This is a genomic window from Empedobacter sp. UBA2044 (assembly GCF_002333005.1).
GTDB lineage: Bacteria > Bacteroidota > Bacteroidia > Flavobacteriales > Weeksellaceae > Empedobacter > Empedobacter falsenii_B.
Genome location: NZ_DDBA01000037.1, coordinates 1 through 19,824 on the forward strand (window position 1 = coordinate 1; position 19,824 = coordinate 19,824).

A 19,824-nucleotide genomic window follows, 5' to 3' on the forward strand; every position below is an offset into this window, starting at 1 on the left:
ATTCCCCTAGGGACTACTAAAAAGCATTCAGATTTGGATGCTTTTTTTATTTTGAAATAGTTTAGTTTATATTGATTTATTGCGATCAATAAAAAAGCGTTTGAGGAAATAAACTTCAAACGCTTTTTGCTTTTATAAAAGATCCTTTTATAGCTTTGGAATAGCTTCTATCAATTCTTTGGTATAGTTTGTTGTCGGATGCGCATAAACCTTGTCTGCATCGTTCAATTCTTTCATTTCTCCGTGTTGCATCACCAATAATTGATCGCTCATATATTTTACAACCGCCAAATCGTGCGAGATAAATATATAGGTAAATCCAAATTCTGTTTTCAAATCATTTAATAAATTCAAAACTTGTGCCTGAACAGAAACATCCAACGCAGAAACAGATTCATCACAAATGATAAATTTAGGATTTAAAACCAAAGCACGAGCAATCCCGATACGTTGACGTTGCCCACCAGAGAATTCGTGCGGATATTTGTTCAAATCTTGATCTGATAAACCCACTTTTTGTAAAAGAGATGAAGCCGTTTTTAATCGCTCAGCTTTATTCAGACCAATTTTATGCACTTGCATTGGTTCTGTAATAATTTGCGCAATGGTTTGGCGAGGATTTAAACTTGAATATGGATCTTGGAAAATAATCTGAATTTCTCTTCTTAATTTACGAATTTGCTCTTTTTTTAGTTTCGTAATATCTATACCATTATAATAAATTTCGCCGGCAGTTGGTTTTTCTAATAACAAAACCGTTCTACTCAAGGTTGTTTTTCCAGAACCCGATTCGCCAACCAAGCCCATTGTTTCACCTGGATATACTTTGAATGAAATATCATCGACAGCTTTTACATTCGGGATTGTAGCGTTTCCAAATAGAGTCGAAGGATAGAAATATTTCTTCAAGTTCTTAACCTCTAAAATTGGAGGATTTACATAAATTTTTTCGTGAAAAGCTTCTCGTTCTTCTTCTGTATAGATTTCAGTTTTGAAATTTGGATTTTCTAAGAAATCTTTCACCGTAGGTAAACGTTTTGCGCGTTCATCCAATCGAGGTCGACAAGCAATTAAACCTTTTGTATAATTTTCTTTCGGATGATTAAAAATAGTTTCCACATTTCCTTGTTCTACAACATCACCACGAAACATCACCAAAACTTCTTCGCAAACATTTGCAATTACGCCCAAATCGTGAGAAATAAACAACATGCTCATGTTATTTTTTTCTTGTAATTCTTTCAATAAATCTAACGTTGCTTTTTGTACCGTAACGTCCAAAGCTGTTGTTGGTTCGTCAGCAATCAATAATTTCGGCTCGCAAGAAATCGCCATTGCAATCATTACACGTTGCTTTTGTCCACCAGATAATTCGTGCGGATAGGCTTTATAAATACGTTCGGGATTTGGTAATTTTACTTGTTCAAAAAGATGAAGAACTTTCTTTTTAGCTTCTTCTTTCGATAAATTTTGATGCAAACGAATCTCTTCTTCCACTTGTTCCCCGCAACGTAAACTTGGATTTAGAGAAGTCATTGGTTCTTGAAAAATCATTCCGATTTCATTTCCTCTTATTTCCTCCAGTTCTTTAGGCGAAAGTTTAAGCAAATCGATCATTTTATCATCTTGACGAAAAAGAATTTCACTTTCGGGATGAATTGTCACATTAGGAGACAATAAACCCATAATTGCCAATGAAGTTAATGACTTTCCAGAGCCGGATTCTCCAACAATTCCTAATGTATCACCTTGTTCTACTTTGAAATTGATGTTATTCAAAACTTGTTTATCTCCAAAAGAAATCGATAATTTTTTGATCTCGATAATATAATGTAAATCTTGCTTTTGCATGGCAAATTGTTGCTTGATAAATGAAGTGGAAATTTAGTGATTTTTTAATCATTTTCTCGAATCAATAATTTCTAAGATTTTGTATTTATAAATTTTGTAATTTTGCTACGAATCAAAACGTTGTGATTTTTATTTTTTTTTATTAATTTAGATGTATTGATTTACTGGCTTATAAAAACTTATAACAAGTCAGTTTTTTAAATTCGAAGAATGGATACATACTCCCAGATTTCGACATTGTTTTTAGTCGCTAATCACAATGTCGCCGATGAAATTTCTGTAGCAAAACTTTTGCTTACAATTTTCCTTGTTTTATTAAATGGTTTTTTCGTTGCAGCCGAGTTTGCAATTGTAAAAGTACGTTCGTCACAAATTGAAGTTAATCAAGATATTAACGAAAGAACTTCAAATGCTGCAAAACGAATCGTTAATCATTTAGATTCTTATCTTGCCGCAACACAATTAGGTATTACATTAGCTTCGCTTGGTCTTGGTTGGGTTGGAGAAAGCTCTTTAACACCTGTAATCGTAAAACTTTTTGAAGTAGTTGGTTTAACTTCTCCTTCTTGGACAGCGATTGCGCATAATGTTGCATTCCCAGCAGCTTTCGTTATCATTACTATTTTGCACATTGTTTTTGGTGAGTTAGCGCCGAAATCTATTGCGATTCAGTATCCAACAAAAACTACTTTTACAGTAGCTTGGCCACTTCGTGCATTTTATTTTGTTTTCAAACCGCTTATTGTGTTAATGAATGGTTTTGCAACTGTTATTTTGCGTGCGGTTGGAATTCATCCTATTCATGGAGGTGAAATTCACACAGAAGAAGAGTTGAAAATGATTATTACAGAAAGTTCTGAAGGTGGAGCAATTGAGGAATCTGAACGTAATTTAATTCAAAATGTGTTTGAGTTTGATGATCGTCGTGTGATGAATATTCAAACTTTACGAAAAAATGTTTCTGCAATTAATATTAATACTTCTGTAAAAGATGCATTAGATTATGCGATTAACGAAGGTTATTCGCGTTATCCAGTTTACGAAGAAGAATTTGATAATATAAAAGGTGTCATATACGCAAAAGATTTAATCAAGCAATTGTTAGAAAATCCAAATCAAACTGAAATTGAAGGATTGTTGCGTGAGCCAATTTTTATTTCAGAAAATGCGTTGATTAAAAATGTAATGAAACAATTTCAGAAAAAACATATGCAAATTGCAATTGTAACAAATGAAGTTGGTGAAGTTGCAGGGATTGTTTCGATGGAAGATATTTTGGAGGAATTGGTTGGAGAAATTCAAGACGAATATGATAACGAAGATCCAATTGTTTCTCGTGTTTCTGAAGGCGTTTATAATATAAACGCACACAATGCGATTAGCGATATTAATCGTTTAGTGCCGTTTAGATTTGAAGAAAGCGAACATTATGATACGTTGGCTGGTTTGATTTCTGAATGTTATCCTGATAAGGAATTAACGGAAGGAGATTTGATTGATTTGGAAGAATATACAGGAACAATTATCAAAATGTACCGAAATTCTGTTGAGCAAGTACAATTGAAAGTGAAAGATGAATTGATTGAAAACTTCCGGGATGAACCAGATTCTGCAGAAGATGATGAAAATTAATCATTAAAAAATATAGAATAAAAAATCCGCTCAATGAGCGGATTTTTTTGTTTTTATAAATCTTCTTTTCGTTGTAAAGGTTGATCGTAGCGCATTTTACGAAAAACGTTAATCAAGGTTACAACATCTTTTTCGCAATAATCTTTGATGCGTTCTACATTGTTTTCATCGTAATAAACTCGTGCAACTTGCGAACCATCAATATCATCTTTTGGTGTTGGTATTTCGAAAACATTTGCCAATAAATCTAACGATGTAAAGTTCTTATAATCGCCAAATTTCCATAATTCCATTGTGTCTAAATGCTGAACTTCCCACGGTTTTTTACCAAATAATTGCAAAATAGCTGGAATTTCAATTTGATTAATCATCATTCGGCGAGCGATGTACGGAAAATCGAATTCTTTTCCGTTGTGTGCACATAAAATATGATCAGGTTTAAAAAAGTTTTCAATCAACATTGAATTAAAATCTTCTAACAATTTCTTTTCATCATGTCCATAAAAACTTTTGATATGAATAAAAGAATCTTTGACCACAATTCCGACCGAAATACAAACTATTTTCCCAAATTCAGCCATAATTCCAGCGCGTTCGTGGTAAAATTCTTCAGGAGAAATTTCATTATTATTGCGTTGATAAGCCGTTTTCTTTTCCCAAAGCGCTTGTGTTCTTTCAGACAAAAGATTCCAATCATCGGTTTGTGGAACCGTTTCGATATCTAAAAATAAAATTTTACTGTAAGGAATTCGTTGGATCATTTTCTTTCACTTTTTGATTAATTCGCATCGCTTCGTTTACCAATCGGTAAACATCGCCATCTGCAATTGGACGATTATTTGGTTGATCATTATGCGTTTTTCCAGTTCGAACAACAACTAATTTTTCTGAAGGAATTACAATGATACGTTGTCCCAAATGTCCTAACATTGCATAAAAAGGCGTTTTGTAATTGTAATCCATCCAAACTGAATAACCATAAATTTGTGGTTCATTTGGTCCAAACGCTTTTTTGTTTGGTAAAACCATTTTCTGAACAAATGCTGAATCCAAAATTTGTTTTCCGTACCAATTTCCATCATTCAATAATAATTGTCCAAGTTTGGCAAAATCTCGCGCTGTCGCATTGAAACAACAATAGGTTTTCTCCATTCCTTTCGGATTATCTTTCGACCATTGCGCATCTAATTCCATCCCCATTGGTTGCCAAAATTCTTCTTGAAAATATTGTGATAATGATTTGTGTTTCAACGCGCGTTCAATCACAATTCCTAATAATTGCGTGTCACTCGATTGATATTTGAAATGTCCGCCAGGTTGAGAAACAAATTTTCGATCTAACATTTGTTTAACGATATCATCGCCATAATACGCTTTAGCAGTAGGATTGAGTGGGAAATAATAATCTTCGTCCCAATCATAACCAGATGTCATTGCAGATAAATCGCCAACGGTACATTCAGCTCCAAATTTATCATCTTTAAATTCAGGAATGAAATCTGTTATTTTTTGATCTAAACCTTTGATATAACCTTGTTCAATCGCTTTTCCCAACATCATTGTCGTGAATGTTTTAGCCATCGAAAAAGAATTGGTAATATCATTTAGTGCATATCCATTAAAATAGTATTCGCTCAAAATTTGATTATCTTTTATAATAACCAGTCCAGCAGTTCCGAAATCGTTCATCTCTTTTTCGAAGTTAGCTGACAACGGAAATTGATTATAATCTAAATGTTGATGCCAAACTCGCGGTGCACCTGCCAAAATTACATTGTTATCAAAATCTTTGTAATCGTTGATATTTGCAGTGCTTTCACCTTTCATATAGGTTAATTTTACGCCACGAAAAATGTAGTCATTCCCTGTTGCATAAAGAATTAGGATTAATACACAAATGATTATGATGAACCATTTTATTATTTTCCAAAGTATTTTCATTTCAAAAATTTAGAATCTTTTACTAAAATAAGCTTTTACTATTAAATAATGTTAAAATTCTATCATTTCGGAATCATATTTGTTGAGTTATTGTGTATCTTTATACAAGAAAATTAAATCTAAAAAATAAATATTATGGCTTTTGAATTAGCAAAATTACCTTATGCATTTGATGCATTAGAACCTCATATTGACGCAAAAACAATGGAAATTCACCATGACAAACACCATGCTGCGTACACAAATAACTTGAATGCTGCTATTGAAGGAACTGATTTAGCAAATGCTACAATCGAAGAAATTTTAGCAAAAGGAACTGACAAACCAGCTGTTCGTAACAATGGTGGTGGTTTCTATAATCACAATTTATTCTGGGAAATTTTAACTCCAGGTGGTGCTAATCAACCAACTGCAGAAGTTGCTGATGCAATTAACGCTGCTTTTGGATCTTTTGAAGCTTTCAAAGATGAGTTTTCTAAAGCTGCTGCAACACGCTTTGGTTCTGGATGGGCTTGGTTAATCGTAAAAGATGGAAAATTAGTTGTAACATCAACTCCAAATCAAGATTCTACTTTGATGCCGGTTGCTGATGTACAAGGATTTCCAGTTTTAGGATTAGATGTTTGGGAACACGCTTATTACTTAAATTACCAAAACCGTCGTCCTGATTATATCGAGGCTTTCTTCTCTGTAATTAACTGGGATAAAGTTGCGGAAAGATTTGCATCTGCTAAATAATAAGGTTTAAAAAAATTAAACAATACAAGACTTGTGTAGAAATACGCAAGTCTTTTTTTATCTTTGAACTATGGGAATAATTATTTTAGAAAATATAAAAATATATTCGAATCACGGATGTTTAGATGAAGAAGCACGTATTGGTTCTGATTATTTGGTTGATTTGGAAGCGCATGCAGACTTTACGAAAGCAACAGAATCGGATGAATTGATAGATGCTTTGGATTATGTTTCGTTAAATAAAATTGTGAAGGAAGAAGTAGGTATTCGTTCAAAACTTTTGGAACATGTTTGTAAAAGAGTCTTAGATCGTATAGGTCAAGAACTTACGAATGTCACGTATGCAAAAGTAAAATTATCTAAGCTGAATCCTCCTATTGGTGGGCATGTAGAAAAAGTGAGTGTTATTTTAGAAAAATCGTATTAAACTTTTTTTTTCTGAAATTATTGCTATATTTGCAATCCAAAACAACGGGAATGGTTCCTTGACCGAGAGGCTAGGTAGCGGTCTGCAAAACCGTCCACAGCGGTTCGAATCCGCTAGGAACCTCAAAAAGCACTAATCAATTTGATTAGTGCTTTTTTTATTTTCGTCCATTTATTTTTCCACAAAAAAACCTCACAATAGGTATCGAAAAGCTTTTAAATCTATCAACTATTAACTGCTTTTGATAGTTATTATCTTATGCAATATTGTGAAAACAACAATATTATATATAAGGATGATTTTAGTTGTTTTGAAGTCTGTTTGATTTTTATATTAAGTCATTTTGTAAGAAGCATAAAAATTTATTTTTTACAATTTTTTTCATCTTCTGAAAATCAGGTTGTGCGTTTTAGTACAATTATTATGTTAAAAATAGTTAAAACGTCATGTTTAAAATTTTACTTAATTATTTCATTAAATAATAAACAAAATCATTCATTATTTATGTTAAGTAAATTCTAATTAAAATTGAATGAAAGTTAAAATAATCTCGAAGTTAAAGATGTCAAATATCATTGTAGCATCAATTTATATTAAACATGAGAAAAAAATTAACTTCATTAAGCTTATTCGCTTTTCTTGGTTTTGCTGCATTTTCGTATGGGCAAACGAAAGGAATTATAAATGATGGCAATGGTTTTCCAGAAGCAGATGTGCAAATTAGAATCAAAGGTTCAGACAAAGTAGCTTACACAGATGAAAATGGAGAATTTGATATTGATGCTAAAATTGGTGATATTTTAATCATTAATGGAAAAGATTATGTTGTTTCGAGCAATCATTTAGGTGTTATTAAATTACAGTCTAATACTACTGTAGATCTTGCAGAAACGGTTGTAACCGCTTTTGGTGTACAGAAAAAGGAAACTGTAGTTGGTTCTGTGGGAACTATAAAAGCTGAAGATATAGAAAACAGACCTTTATCTAATGTGGCAAAAGCTTTAGATGGTGCTGTAGCTGGCGTACAAGTTTCAACTGGTTCTGGTCAGCCTGGTTCTGGATTGGAAGTGCAAGTTCGAGGAGTAGGTTCTTATAACTTATCTAGTTCGCCATTGTATGTTGTAGACGGGGTTATCTACACAGGAAGTTTACAAGATTTGAATCCAAATGATATCGAATCATTGACCGTTTTAAAAGATGCTGCTTCAACTTCTTTATATGGAGCATCAGCTGCAAATGGAGTTGTTATGGTGACAACAAAAAAAGGTAAAAAAGGTAAAGGATCTTTTAGATTATCTTCAAATACAGGAGTTGTAACGAGAGCTATACCAGAATATTCGAGAGTTGGAGCAGGAGATTATTATGTTGCTACTTGGGAATCTATGCGAAATGGCTATTTAGCTTCAAATTCTTCTGCAACATTAGCACAAGCGAATGCTTATGCTTCAACGAATTTAATTACAAATAATCTTAAAAATAATATTTACGGAGTTGCCGATAATCAAGTTGTTGTAGATGGAGTTTTAACTTCATCTGATGCTTTATACAATGATTTTGATTGGCAAGATTATATCTCTCGTGTAGGGTCTTTTCAAAAGTATGATATAGATTATTCGGGTGGTGATGAGAAGACAACATATTTTGCAGGTTTTGGTTATAATAAAGAATCTGGTTATGTGATAAAATCTGATTTCGAACGTTATAATGCACGTGTAAATGTAGATTCTCAAGTTACAGATTGGTTAAAATTAGGAACTAATTTATCAGGAAGTTTAATTAAATCGAATCAAGCTGATTCTAGTGGAGGTTCTTCTTATATCAATCCATTTTATTTTACACGAGCAATGGGGCCAATTTATTCGCCTTATTTGTATGATGCAAATGGACAACGTGTTTATGATACAGAAGGAAATCCTGTTTATGATGGAAACGAATCTCGTGGTAGAGGTTCTAGTGCAAGTTCTGGACGAAATGTGTTGCAAGAAACTTTGTTGAATAATCAATATCAAGATTCTAATTCTATTAATTCAAGATTTAATGCAGAGATTAAACTTGCAAAAGGTTTAACATTTACTTCAAACTTATCATATGATGTAAGAAATTACAAATACAAAGAATATGGTAATAAAGAAATTGGAGATGCGTCTGGTACTGCTGCTTTAGAAATTACGGAATATAAGTATACAGGTACAACATTCAATCAAATCTTAAATTATAGAAAATCATTCGGTTTACACAACTTCGATGCAATCTTAGGTCACGAAAGTTTTGAGAGAAAAACTGATTATTCTAATATTCGTAAAACTGGAGAAACTGTTTCTGGTATTTATGAACTAGTCAATTTCTTGAATACAACAAGTGCAACGGGGTACAATTACATCATTAGAAAAGAAGGATATTTTGCACGCGTTAACTATGATTATGCAAGCAAATATTTGTTGTCTGCTTCTGCTCGTTTAGATAAGTCATCTCGTTTTTCGGATGAAAATAATCAAGGTATTTTCTGGTCTGTAGGTGGTGGATGGAATATCCACAAAGAAGATTTCTTAAAAGATTCATCAGTTATTAATGAATTAAAATTACGTGCTTCTTATGGACAAGTTGGGAATGATGGCGGAATTGGCGAAGAACCAGGTTATGAGGTCGATTTAGATTTATATTCTTTGGGATATAACAATGGGACAGAATCGGGAGTCTTACTTGGTCAAGTTGGTAATTCTAACTTAACATGGGAATCTAAAAATTCGTTTGATGTAGGATTAGATTTTGCATTGTTCAGAAATAGAATTTCAGGATCATTAGAATATTATTTACAAGATGTAAAAGATATGATTTTCGCTGTTCCTGTGCCAAATTCTGCTGGAGTTCCAGGAAATTCTATTTATCAAAATATTGGTAAAATGAGAAATCAAGGAATCGAGCTTTCATTAAACTTTGGGATTGTTAGAAATGATAAATTCTCATGGGATTTAGGTCTGATTGCTGCTCATAACGAAAACGAAATGTTGAAAATGGCTAATGGAAAAGATGATGCAATTATCAATGGAACAAAACGTATTGCAGAAGGTCATTCTTTGTATGATTTCTGGTTGCGTCAATGGTATGGTGTAGACTCTTCGGATGGAGCAGCTTTGTATGTTCAAGATCCAACAAAAGCAGACGATTCTAATACACGTACAGTTAACGGAACTAAAGTAACTACTAATTATGCGAATGCATTGTATGATTATTCAGGATCATCATTACCAGATGTTTATGGTAGTATTACAAATAATTTCAGAGTTGGAAATTTTGATGCTTCAATTATGTTGAATTATCAATTAGGAGGAAAAACATATGATAGTAATTATGCGTTATTAATGAGTTCTTATCCACAAGGACAAGCAATTAGTACAGATATGTTATCAGCTTGGAAAAGTCCAGGAGATGTTACAAATGTGCCAATTATGAGTACTGCGAATACAACAAATGCTTCTGCTGCTTCGTCAAGATGGTTGGTTAGTTCAGATTATTTAACAATCAAAACAGTACAATTAGGTTACAATTTCGATAAACGAGCAATTGAAGGAATTGGTTTAAGCAATTTGAGAGTTTATGTTTCTGGTGAGAATTTATATTCTTGGACCGCAAGACAAGGTTTAGAACCAGCGCAGTCATTCAACGGTACAACAACTTATCGTTACACTCCGTCTCGAACAGTAAGTTTAGGACTAAATGTTTCTTTCTAAAAAAATGAATTTACAATGAAAAAGATAAAATTATTACTAGTAGTTATTGGATTATCATCATTTTCGTTATCATCATGTAATGATGATTATTTAGATGTTGTTCCGACATCCTCAGTAAGTGATCAAACAATTTATTCTACAGCAGATAACTTAATGGCTGCAATAAATGGAATGCATAGAAATATGTATGTTAGACAAAATGAATCTCAAGGTAATAATGGTTATACAGCACAACTGATTATTACAGATGTAATGGGAGAAGATGTTGTATTTCCTTCTACTGGAAATGGCTGGTTTGTAAGTGAATTAAGATGGATTTCTCAAAGCAACAATTCTTCTACAACTTCATCTTATCCTTGGACATTTTGGTACGAAATGATCAAAAATGCTAATAACATTATTACATACGGAGATGATGCATCGGGAGATCAGGATATAAAAGATCAAGCTATTGGAGAAGCCTATGCTTACCGTGCATTTGGATATTTTCAATTAGTTCAGTTGTATGGTAAAAGATATGTAGCAGGTGCCGCAAATTCTGATTTAGGAGTTGTTTTAAGAGATGATCCAAAAGATGTTGATCCAAAAACGCGTGCAACTGTACAAGAAGTTTATACTGAAATTTGGAATGATTTAGCCAAAGCAGAAACTTATTTAACAGGAAAAAAAGCGTCTAATGCTTCACATTTTTCGATCGAAAATGTAAAAGGTATTATGGCAAGAGTTGCTTTGGTTCAGCAAGATTATGCAAAAGCTGCTGAATATGCTAACGAGGTAAAATCACAATTTTCGTTAATGTCACAAACGCAATACAAAGCTGGGTTTAATGATTATTCAAATCCAGAATGGATGTGGGGCGTAACAATTCAAGAAGATCAATCCGACTATTTCGGAAATTTCCATGCTTATATGTCTCGAAATTACAATTCATCTCAAATTCGTACTGCTCCAAAAGTGATGAATACCAATTTGTACAATGCTTTTCCAACAACAGATGTTCGTACGCAAGTTGTGGATCCGACAGGAAAGCATACAAGTTTAGATTTACCGTCTAACTATTCACTATTTGCATATACATCTCAAAAATTTTTAGCACAAAGTACATCAAGTTCTTTAGGAGATGTACCGTTTATGCGTGTGGCAGAAATGTATTTGATAGAAGCAGAAGCGTTATATAAATTAGGAAAAGAAACAGAATCTAAAGCAGTATTAACAACTTTAGAAAAAGCAAGGGATACATCTTTCACAGGATTTACAACTTCTGGGGATGCATATTATCAACAGATTTTACTGAATAGACGAATCGAATTATGGGGAGAAGGATTTAGATTCTTCGATTTAAAACGATTAGGTCAAAAATTAGATCGTACAGGAGCAAATCACAATGCAACTGTTATTAACAACGTTTATACAATAGAGCCAACAGATTTAAAATGGCAATGGATAATTCCTGTCGCTGAAATCAATTCGAATCCGTTGTGTGAACAGAATCCATCGTGATAACATTTTTTATATATATCTTCTCCTCATAGAGAAATATAACATTTTTAGAGGTTTTCCATTTGGAAAGCCTCGATTTTATTTAAAAAAAAATTATGTATACTAAAATATAGTAAACAAAAAAAAACTCAAGTGATTCACTTGAGGGTTTTTGTTATTTTTCTGCTTTTATGGTATTATTTAAGCTATTCTTTTGATTTTTTTGACGCTCTTTTTCTTCGTCAGATAATTTATCTTCAAGATTTATTTTCACATCATTCAGCATTTCTTTGAATTTTTCAGGTTGCATCATATAATATTTGTAACTCTCAGAAAATTGATGAAATGTGATATCATAATTTTTCATAATATCTACCGCATCTTTTGCTAAATCGATACTTTGATCTTGATTTTGAATAGGAAACATCTGCAATCCTTGTTGACTAATATATAAATCAGTAAGAATATCAATCATTTCAGATTTACCGATGAGATCTTTTGGTTTGTCGTAATTTTTTGGTGCGCAACTAAAAATACTCAAAAAAATCAGTGATAAAAAGATCAAGTTTTTCATAATTTGCCAAATATTTTTCTTAATCGTAACGAAATTACACCAAAAACGGCTTCTCCAATAATATCAGAACTAATTTTTGATTCGCCTAAAGTTCTGTCTGTAAATATAATTGGAACTTCTTTTAGTGTAAATTTTTTAATCCAAGTTTTGTACTTCATTTCAATCTGAAATCCATACCCTTTGAATTGTATTTTATCCAAATCCAGAGACTTCAACACGTTTGCTCTATAACCAACAAACCCTGCTGTAGCATCATGAACAGGTAATCGCGTGATGATGCTCACATATTTCGACGCAAAATAAGACAATAAAACTCTGTTCATTGGCCAATTCACAACATTTACACCATTAGAATAGCGTGAGCCAATAGCTAAATCGGCACCATCTGCTAAAGCTTGGTATAAGCGAGGTAAATCATTTGGATTATGCGAAAAATCGGCATCCATTTCGAAAATATATTCGTATTTATTTGCTAAAGCCCACTTAAATCCATGTACATAAGCGCGTCCTAAACCATCTTTTGTGGTACGAATTTCTAAATGCAAACGTCCATTAAACTCAGGAATCAAACGTTTTACAATATCATTCGTTCCGTCTGGAGAACTGTCGTCAACAATAAGCACATCAAATGCTCCGTCAACAGCCAAAGCTGCACGAATAATGGCTTCTATGTTTTCTTTTTCGTTATAGGTCGGGATAATAACTAATTTGTCCGACATAAATATTATTTTGTGGGCATAAAGATAGTTATAAGATTGTTAGTCTTTTGTATTTTTGAAAAAATTATGAAAACAAACGATTTAATCTCGATAGGAAAAAATACACTTGGCAATGATACTGTTCTTATTGCTTTGACGGTGTGTTTGTTATTGGTTTGTGCAGCAAAATACTTGTTTGCGAAAAATTTCAAAACGCTAGATAATAAAACCGAATACATGAGTTTTACAGATGATAATACGACGTTATTTAGTTTTATTGTCAATGGTGTGACGGTTTTACTGATAAGTTTGTTGTTGGTTTCGTATTTTGATATTACGTATAATCATATTCCAAATTTTAAGTTTTATTATCTTTCACGTGTCGGAATTACCTTTGGTTTAATCAGTTTGATTATGCTCTTTAGGTTGATGATTGAGGTAATTTTTTATCGTGTTTTCTACGAATCTAGTTCTGTTTCATATTTTATGAAAAGTTCGAGTTTTGTTAATGCAAAAAATGTTTTACTCTTACTTATTATTTGTTTTTTGTTTTTTTACACACAAATTAACAAAGATTACTTGATGGTGATTGGCTTTATTTTGTTGTTTTTGAATAGAATATTCGAAATTTATCATATATATGCAAAACAAATAAGTGACAATAAATCAGTTTGGTATTATAATATTTTGTACCTTTGCACCCTAGAAATTTTACCTATAATGGTATTAGCAAAACTATTAATTGTAGGTAAAGTAATCTAAAATTACTATGAAAGTTAAATCAATATTAGTATCTCAACCTAAGCCTCAGGCAGAAAACTCGCCATACTACGAGATTGAAAAAAGAAATAAAATCAAAATTGATTTTAGACCATTTATCCAAGTTGTCGGAATAGACGCTAAAGAAGTAAGACAACAAAAAATTGACTTTAGCAAAGTGACTGCTGTAATTTTTACAAGTAGAAACGCTATTGATCATTTTTTTCGTTTAGCAGAAGAAATGCGCTTTACTGTTCCTGACTCTATGAAATATTTTTGCGAATCAGAAGCAATTGCATTCTATTTACAGAAATACATTGTTTACAGAAAACGTAAAATTTATATTGGAGAAAAAGTTTTTGCGGATATGGTGCCTTTATTTAAAAAGCACAAAGACGAAAACTTCTTATTACCAGCATCTGATGTTTTAAAACCAAATGTTCCTACTTTATTAGATAGTTTAGGATTAACTTGGCAAAAAGCAACTTTGTTTAGAACTGTATCGAGTGATTTATCTGATTTGTCTGATGTAAAATACGATATTTTAGTATTCTTTACACCTTCAGGAATCAAATCATTATTTGAAAATTTCCCAGATTTCGTGCAAGAAAATACAAGAATTGCCGTTTTCGGAAAATCGACAGTAGATCAAGCAAAAGAGATGGGATTACGTGTAGACATTGAGGTGCCAACACCACAAACGCCTTCAATGACAATGGCGTTAGATAAATACGTGAAAGAAGCAAATAAATCAAAATAATATTCGCTTTACCCTTCTCTCTAATTAAAAAATATGTAAATTAAAGAGATGGAAAAAAGATGGGAAATAAAAGAACAGCCCAATACTGAAGTTGTTAAGGATTTAAGAGAATCGCTTAACATATCTGAGGTGCTTGCTATTTTATTAGTCCAACGTGGAATTACGAATTTTGCTCAAGCCAAATCGTATTTTAATCCATCCTTAGACGAATTGCATGATCCTTTTTTGATGAAAGGAATGTCTGATGCGGTTTCACGTATCAAAAATGCAATTGATGATGAAGAAAATATCTTAATATTTGGAGACTACGATGTAGATGGAACGACAGCTGTAACTTTGTTTTACGAATTTCTGACTTCTATCTACTCGAAAGTCTTTTTTTATATTCCAGACCGAAATAATGAAGGTTATGGAATCTCTCAACAAAGTATAGAATTCGCTGTACAAAATAATATTTCACTTGTTATTGCTTTAGACTGTGGGATTAAAGCACACGAAGAAATAAAATATGCACAATCAAAAGGCATCGATTATATTATTTGTGATCACCATTTGCCAGATCGTTCTGTGCCAAAAGCCTACGCGGTTTTAGATCCGAAACAAAAGGGTTGTCGTTATCCTTACAAAGATTTGAGCGGTTGTGGCGTTGGGTTTAAATTGGTGCAAGCTTATACAGAGAAATTCAATCTTCCGAAAGAAAATCTTTTACCATTTTTAGATTTAGTTGCAGTAAGTATTGCGGCTGATATAGTTCCGATTACAGGAGAAAATCGTGTGTTGGCATATGCTGGCTTAAAACGATTAAATTCAGATCCTCGTTTGGCTTTTCAGCAATTAATTCCGACTAATATTAAAAATAATGTCAATATTTCGAATGTTGTTTTTTCTATTGCACCAAAAATTAATGCTGCAGGTCGTATCAAACATGGTTCGGAAGCGGTTCGTTTTATGTTGAGTACAGATGAAGAGGATTGCCGTAAATATTTGAATGATATTAATTCATTAAATAACGAACGCAAAACCTTGGATCTTGATATGACGCATGATGCACTTTTTCAATTGGATCAAATCAATACCAAAGAAAAATATTCGACCATTGTTTACGATGCTTCTTGGAATAAAGGAGTAATCGGAATTGTTGCTTCTCGTTTGGTCGATTTGTATTATAAACCAACCATTGTTTGCACGAAGAATAATGAAGGCGAAATTGTATGTTCGGCTCGCTCTATTCAAGAGTTTGACATACATTCGGCAATCGAAAAAAACAAAGATTTGTTAACACAGTTTGGTGGACATATGGCTGCTGCTGGTTTGGCAATGAAAGAAGAAAACTTTGAAGAATTCAAGATTAGATTTGATCAAACAGTGAAAGAAATGTCGAATGGAAAACATTTTACGCCATCAATTTTGATCGATAAAGAGATTTCTTTTAAGGATATGACACGTTCTTTCTTGGAATCGGTGATGCGAATGGCGCCTTTTGGACCAGATAATATGAATCCTGTTTTTATTTCGAAGGATTTATTAGCAACGGATTTCCGATTAGTTGGTAAAGAACACGCGCGTTTGTACGTACATCAGCGAGATACACGTATTACGTTTCCTGCAATTGGTTTCAAATTAGGGAAATTTGGACCAAAATTAGAGAAAGGACAATCGTTTGATATGGTTTACACAATCGGAATGAATTATTGGCAAGGAAAAGGAACTTGGCAATTGAATATCAAAGATATTCGCTTCAACGATTAATGATGTCCTTCTATAACCAAAACCATTTCACCTTTTAAATTTCTTTTTTCAGCTATTTCGGCTAATTCAGTTAATGTTCCGCGTAAAGTTTCTTCAAATTTTTTCGAGATTTCGCGTGATAAACTTGCTTTGCGTTCAGCTCCAAAAGCTTCGGCTAAATCTTTTAATGTGCGTCCAATTTTATGTGGAGATTCGTAGAAAATCATCGTTTTCTTTTCTTCTACTAATGAATCTAATTTCGATTTTCGACCTTTTTTCACAGGTAAAAATCCAACAAAAGTAAATTCATTATTTGGTAATCCAGAAACAACTAATGCAGGAACAAAAGCGGTTGCACCTGGTAAACATTCGATTACGATATTATTTGCCACACATTCTTTTGCTAATAAATAACCTGGATCAGAAATACCTGGAGTTCCGGCATCAGTAATAATCGAAATGATTTGACCATCTTTTAGCTGACGAATAATATCTTCAGTTGCTTGATGCTCATTGTGCATATGGTAGCTACGCATTGGAGTAGAAATTTCGAAATGTTTCAGTAAAATACCACTATTTCGCGTGTCTTCTGCCAAAATCACATCCGATTCTTTTAGCACATCAACCGCTCTAAATGTCATATCTCCCAAATTTCCGATTGGCGTCGGAACCAAATATAATTTTCCACTCATGCGACAAAGTTAAGAAGAATTGTTTTGAGATAAAATTTATCTATCTTTAATGTATAACTCTAATTTCATTATGATAAAAAATTACCGATTTCTTGGATTTATGATTCTACTTTTTATCTCAAATAGCTGTTTGATGGTGAAATTGCCTGAAGCTAAGACAGAAATAATAGTTGTAAAAGACTTTGGGAAATCTTGTTTAAATTATGATGATGAAGATTATTTAGCTGAAAAAACTCGAAAGTCAAAAAAGAATTTCACAACTTCTCTTTATACAAATAAAGGTTGTAAAGATTTATACATTTTAGATGATAGTAAATTAAATATTAAAAAGTTTTATAAGAATACAAAATTATTTATAGATCATCAAGCAATAGTTTACTTTAGAGAATATAATTTTAAAGGAAAAACGATCAAAGTTGTGTATAAAATAAAGCCAGCTAATTAGCTGGCTTCTTATATTATTTCAAAATATCTGCTAAATCTGCAATATCTTCAGCTGAAACTTTGTCCAAAATTTTATCTAAATCTGTTCTTGGAATATCTAATTTAGAATCGATAACCAATACATTTCGCAAACCGTTAATTCCAAAAATCATTTTCTTAACTCGTCCGCCATCTTCTTGTAATGAAATGTTCAAACGGTTATCTTTCGCTTTGAATTTGACTAAGTTCTCATATTTTTCACCACGCATAGATGATTGTAAATCGTTCATGATTCTTTTTTGCTTTCCTTGTCCAGCATCTGAAACAACAAAAACTTTAGCCGATTTTAAATAATTAAATAAATCTGTTCCACCAGCTTTTCCAGCTAATTTCAACGCAAAAGAAGGTAAAGGAATTACAGTAGATTGATTATCATATTTTTTGTAGAATTCTTGCATGTTGCTTGTTGTACCGCAAGATTGCAATGTTAACAATACTGCTATAAAAGATAAACCGATTATTTTTTTCATTGTTCTTGTGTTTATAAATTAGAAAAAGCTATTACAACTCTCGTACCGAAAATTATTAATTTTTAGGATTGTTGAATTTTTAGGTAGGAAAAAATCATTTCTAAAATCGATGAATCATCTAAACCAATCATTTGTTCTAATTCGGTAATCGAAGCGTGTTCGATAAATTCGTCTGGATAACCGTTGATTGTAATATTTCCTTTGTAATGTATTGAATTCAGAAACTCTAAAATTCCACTTCCGAAACCACCTTTTTTTATTCCATCTTCAAAAGTTAGAATGGTAGAATATTTTAATGAAATAGCTTTTAAGCGAGATTCATCCAAAGGCTTGATAAATGGAAAATCAATCAAAGCGACTTTATCTTGAAGATGATTTTGGATGATAATTTCTTCGATTCGAGAACTAATCAATCCAGTTGAAAGAATTGCTAATTGACTTCCTTCAAAAATAATTTCAGATTGACCGATTTCTATTTTTTTGACTTTAGAATTGCTTATTTGGATATTATTTTTTGGATAACGAATAGCAAATGGTTGAGTTGTAAACTGCGCTGTGTACAATAGATTTTTGAAATCTTTTTCGTTTCGAGGCGAAGACACAATCATATTCGGAATTTCGCGCAAATACGCAATATCAAAATAACCATGATGTGTCGCGCCATCTGTACCAACGAATCCTGCACGATCAATACAAAATACAACAGGTAGATTCTGTAACGCTACATCGTGAATGACTTGATCGTATGCGCGTTGTAAAAATGTCGAATAAATCACACAATACGGAATGGTATTTTTCGTCGCCAGACCAGCTGCAAACGTCACCGCATGTTGTTCTGCAATCCCGACATCAAAAACACGTTCAGGAAAATCTTGATGACATTTCACCAAATTACTTCCTGTTAACATTGCAGGCGTTATCGCAACGATTTGTGAGTTATTTTCAAGTAATTGATGCATGGTTTCACCAAAAACATCTTGATACGATTTTTCTTTTTTCTTTGATTTTATTTCGCCCGTTTCTTTATCAAACAAACCTGGAGCATGCCATTTTACTTGATCGATTTCGGCTTTTTCGTAACCTTTTCCTTTTATTGTTTTGATGTGTAAAACTTTCGGACCTTTTATAGAATCAGCTTTATTGAAAGCATTTAATAATTCATCAAAATTGTGTCCATCAATTGTTCCAATAAAATTTAAACCGAAATTGGTAAAGATATTTTCGGATTGATTTTCTAAAGATTTAAAATGTTTTTTCAATCCACCAACCGAAGGATCAATTCCGATATCATTATCATTCAAAATCACTAAAACATCCAAATCTGTTGATCCAAGATGATTTAATGCTTCTAAACTCATTCCAGAAGTAATCGATGCATCACCAATAATTGCAATGTGTTTTCTATTGATTTGATTGATTTTATCTGCTGTTGCCATCCCAACAATTGCTGAAATAGATGTAGAAGAATGTCCCGTTCCAAATGTATCAAACTCACTTTCTATACGCGTTGGAAAACCAGAAATACCATCTTTTTGACGAAGAGAATCGAAAATTTGTTGACGACCAGTCAAAATTTTATGTGGATAACATTGATGACCTACATCCCAAATCAACAAATCTTTAGGTGTATTGTAGTGATAATGTAAAGCAATCGTTAATTCAATCACACCCAAACTAGCACCTAAATGTCCTGGTTTTACACTCAAAGTATCCAAAATAAATTCGCGCATCTCGTGAGCTAAAGCAGTTAATTGAGACGCTTCAAAAGTCCTAAGTTCCTTAGGATGATTGATTTTTGAAAGTAGATTATCCATTATTCTTTTACAAAATTACATTTTTCTGAGGAAAATTCCGTACCTTTGCA

17 protein-coding genes and 1 tRNA gene are annotated in these 19,824 nt (G+C 32.5%); 10 read left to right on the forward strand and 8 right to left on the reverse strand.

Going from position 1 to position 19,824, the window contains the following annotated elements:
* Window positions 1–147 precede the first annotated feature (147 nt).
* Complete coding sequence (locus tag B4E59_RS06445) at window positions 148–1,869, reverse strand: ABC transporter ATP-binding protein (protein WP_291052213.1); 1,722 nt, start codon at window positions 1,867–1,869, stop codon at window positions 148–150.
* Between the two features lie 192 nt (window positions 1,870–2,061).
* Here B4E59_RS06445 and B4E59_RS06450 point away from each other — a divergent pair, with 192 nt between their 5' ends.
* The gene (locus tag B4E59_RS06450; RefSeq protein ID WP_038334979.1) at window positions 2,062–3,483 is read left to right on the forward strand and encodes a hemolysin family protein; all 1,422 of its coding nucleotides are present in this window, start codon (window positions 2,062–2,064) and stop codon (window positions 3,481–3,483) included.
* 53 nt (window positions 3,484–3,536) lie between these two features.
* Here the strand turns inward: B4E59_RS06450 and B4E59_RS06455 are convergent, their stop codons facing one another.
* On the reverse strand, window positions 3,537–4,244 hold the full coding sequence (locus B4E59_RS06455; protein WP_038334981.1) for a 3'-5' exonuclease: 708 nt from the start codon (window positions 4,242–4,244) through the stop codon (window positions 3,537–3,539).
* Window positions 4,219–5,424: a serine hydrolase domain-containing protein gene (locus B4E59_RS06460; RefSeq protein WP_291052132.1), complete on the reverse strand. Its 1,206-nt coding sequence runs from the start codon at window positions 5,422–5,424 to the stop codon at window positions 4,219–4,221. Before B4E59_RS06460 ends, B4E59_RS06455 begins: the two co-directional genes overlap by 26 nt.
* Before the next feature lie 135 nt (window positions 5,425–5,559).
* Here B4E59_RS06460 and B4E59_RS06465 point away from each other — a divergent pair, with 135 nt between their 5' ends.
* The 5 genes from B4E59_RS06465 (at window position 5,560) to B4E59_RS06485 (ending at window position 11,817) form a co-directional block, all read left to right on the forward strand.
* The gene (locus B4E59_RS06465; protein ID WP_038334988.1) at window positions 5,560–6,162 is read left to right on the forward strand and encodes a superoxide dismutase; all 603 of its coding nucleotides are present in this window, start codon (window positions 5,560–5,562) and stop codon (window positions 6,160–6,162) included.
* A 70-nt stretch (window positions 6,163–6,232) separates the two neighbouring features.
* Window positions 6,233–6,589, forward strand: a complete 357-nt coding sequence (gene folB / locus B4E59_RS06470; RefSeq protein ID WP_219034030.1) for a dihydroneopterin aldolase — start codon at window positions 6,233–6,235, stop codon at window positions 6,587–6,589.
* Between the two features lie 52 nt (window positions 6,590–6,641).
* Window positions 6,642–6,712: transfer RNA gene (locus B4E59_RS06475), tRNA-Cys, on the forward strand.
* Between the two features lie 476 nt (window positions 6,713–7,188).
* The gene (locus B4E59_RS06480) at window positions 7,189–10,317 is read left to right on the forward strand and encodes a SusC/RagA family TonB-linked outer membrane protein (protein ID WP_291047984.1); all 3,129 of its coding nucleotides are present in this window, start codon (window positions 7,189–7,191) and stop codon (window positions 10,315–10,317) included.
* 15 nt (window positions 10,318–10,332) lie between these two features.
* The gene (locus B4E59_RS06485) at window positions 10,333–11,817 is read left to right on the forward strand and encodes a RagB/SusD family nutrient uptake outer membrane protein (protein WP_286494932.1); all 1,485 of its coding nucleotides are present in this window, start codon (window positions 10,333–10,335) and stop codon (window positions 11,815–11,817) included.
* A gap of 154 nt (window positions 11,818–11,971) precedes the next feature.
* Here B4E59_RS06485 and B4E59_RS06490 read toward each other — a convergent pair whose 3' ends face one another.
* Window positions 11,972–12,370, reverse strand: coding sequence for a DUF4296 domain-containing protein (locus B4E59_RS06490; protein WP_286495291.1), 399 nt, complete (start codon window positions 12,368–12,370; stop codon window positions 11,972–11,974).
* A complete protein-coding gene (locus tag B4E59_RS06495; RefSeq protein WP_280037302.1) occupies window positions 12,367–13,089 on the reverse strand; it encodes a polyprenol monophosphomannose synthase in 723 nt (240 codons plus the stop codon). The genes B4E59_RS06490 and B4E59_RS06495 overlap by 4 nt, the downstream gene beginning before the upstream one ends.
* A 66-nt stretch (window positions 13,090–13,155) precedes the next feature.
* Between B4E59_RS06495 and B4E59_RS06500 the strand changes: the two genes are divergently transcribed.
* From B4E59_RS06500 to recJ, 3 genes are read left to right on the forward strand one after another with little or no spacing between them, the layout of a single operon-like run.
* Window positions 13,156–13,830 carry a DUF4271 domain-containing protein gene (locus B4E59_RS06500; protein WP_221854394.1) on the forward strand — a complete coding sequence of 225 codons (675 nt, stop codon included), beginning with the start codon at window positions 13,156–13,158 and terminating at the stop codon, window positions 13,828–13,830.
* Window positions 13,831–13,837: 7 nt separating this feature from the next.
* Window positions 13,838–14,587, forward strand: coding sequence for a uroporphyrinogen-III synthase (locus B4E59_RS06505; protein ID WP_019974792.1), 750 nt, complete (start codon window positions 13,838–13,840; stop codon window positions 14,585–14,587).
* Between the two features lie 48 nt (window positions 14,588–14,635).
* A complete protein-coding gene (recJ, locus tag B4E59_RS06510) occupies window positions 14,636–16,336 on the forward strand; it encodes a single-stranded-DNA-specific exonuclease RecJ (protein WP_291052137.1) in 1,701 nt (566 codons plus the stop codon).
* Here the strand turns inward: recJ and rsmI are convergent.
* Window positions 16,333–17,007: a 16S rRNA (cytidine(1402)-2'-O)-methyltransferase gene (gene rsmI / locus B4E59_RS06515; RefSeq protein WP_221854392.1), complete on the reverse strand. Its 675-nt coding sequence runs from the start codon at window positions 17,005–17,007 to the stop codon at window positions 16,333–16,335. The genes recJ and rsmI overlap by 4 nt on opposite strands.
* A gap of 136 nt (window positions 17,008–17,143) precedes the next feature.
* On the opposite strand from rsmI, the gene B4E59_RS06520 reads away from it, so the two are divergent.
* Window positions 17,144–17,452, forward strand: coding sequence for a hypothetical protein (locus B4E59_RS06520; protein ID WP_291052140.1), 309 nt, complete (start codon window positions 17,144–17,146; stop codon window positions 17,450–17,452).
* A 13-nt stretch (window positions 17,453–17,465) separates the two neighbouring features.
* Here B4E59_RS06520 and B4E59_RS06525 read toward each other — a convergent pair whose 3' ends face one another.
* Together B4E59_RS06525 and B4E59_RS06530 are read right to left on the reverse strand one after the other, a co-directional pair.
* The gene (locus B4E59_RS06525) at window positions 17,466–17,960 is read right to left on the reverse strand and encodes a DUF4252 domain-containing protein (protein ID WP_221854390.1); all 495 of its coding nucleotides are present in this window, start codon (window positions 17,958–17,960) and stop codon (window positions 17,466–17,468) included.
* A 62-nt stretch (window positions 17,961–18,022) separates the two neighbouring features.
* The gene (locus tag B4E59_RS06530) at window positions 18,023–19,774 is read right to left on the reverse strand and encodes a 1-deoxy-D-xylulose-5-phosphate synthase (protein ID WP_291052144.1); all 1,752 of its coding nucleotides are present in this window, start codon (window positions 19,772–19,774) and stop codon (window positions 18,023–18,025) included.
* Between the last annotated feature and the right edge of the window lie 50 nt (window positions 19,775–19,824).

What these genes read in the sequence shown, in the direction of transcription:
- B4E59_RS06460 (WP_291052132.1), bottom strand. Translation starts at nt 5,424, where the DNA reads ATGAAAATACTTTGGAAAATAATAAAATGGTTCATCATAATCATTTGT.
- B4E59_RS06485 (WP_286494932.1), top strand. Translation starts at nt 10,333, where the DNA reads ATGAAAAAGATAAAATTATTACTAGTAGTTATTGGATTATCATCATTT.
- B4E59_RS06480 (WP_291047984.1), top strand. Translation starts at nt 7,189, where the DNA reads ATGAGAAAAAAATTAACTTCATTAAGCTTATTCGCTTTTCTTGGTTTT.
- B4E59_RS06490 (WP_286495291.1), bottom strand. Translation starts at nt 12,370, where the DNA reads ATGAAAAACTTGATCTTTTTATCACTGATTTTTTTGAGTATTTTTAGT.
- B4E59_RS06455 (WP_038334981.1), bottom strand. Translation starts at nt 4,244, where the DNA reads ATGATCCAACGAATTCCTTACAGTAAAATTTTATTTTTAGATATCGAA.
- B4E59_RS06465 (WP_038334988.1), top strand. Translation starts at nt 5,560, where the DNA reads ATGGCTTTTGAATTAGCAAAATTACCTTATGCATTTGATGCATTAGAA.
- B4E59_RS06525 (WP_221854390.1), bottom strand. Translation starts at nt 17,960, where the DNA reads ATGAAAAAAATAATCGGTTTATCTTTTATAGCAGTATTGTTAACATTG.
- rsmI (WP_221854392.1), bottom strand. Translation starts at nt 17,007, where the DNA reads ATGAGTGGAAAATTATATTTGGTTCCGACGCCAATCGGAAATTTGGGA.
- B4E59_RS06500 (WP_221854394.1), top strand. Translation starts at nt 13,156, where the DNA reads ATGAAAACAAACGATTTAATCTCGATAGGAAAAAATACACTTGGCAAT.
- B4E59_RS06530 (WP_291052144.1), bottom strand. Translation starts at nt 19,774, where the DNA reads ATGGATAATCTACTTTCAAAAATCAATCATCCTAAGGAACTTAGGACT.
- B4E59_RS06505 (WP_019974792.1), top strand. Translation starts at nt 13,838, where the DNA reads ATGAAAGTTAAATCAATATTAGTATCTCAACCTAAGCCTCAGGCAGAA.
- recJ (WP_291052137.1), top strand. Translation starts at nt 14,636, where the DNA reads ATGGAAAAAAGATGGGAAATAAAAGAACAGCCCAATACTGAAGTTGTT.
- B4E59_RS06495 (WP_280037302.1), bottom strand. Translation starts at nt 13,089, where the DNA reads ATGTCGGACAAATTAGTTATTATCCCGACCTATAACGAAAAAGAAAAC.
- B4E59_RS06450 (WP_038334979.1), top strand. Translation starts at nt 2,062, where the DNA reads ATGGATACATACTCCCAGATTTCGACATTGTTTTTAGTCGCTAATCAC.
- folB (WP_219034030.1), top strand. Translation starts at nt 6,233, where the DNA reads ATGGGAATAATTATTTTAGAAAATATAAAAATATATTCGAATCACGGA.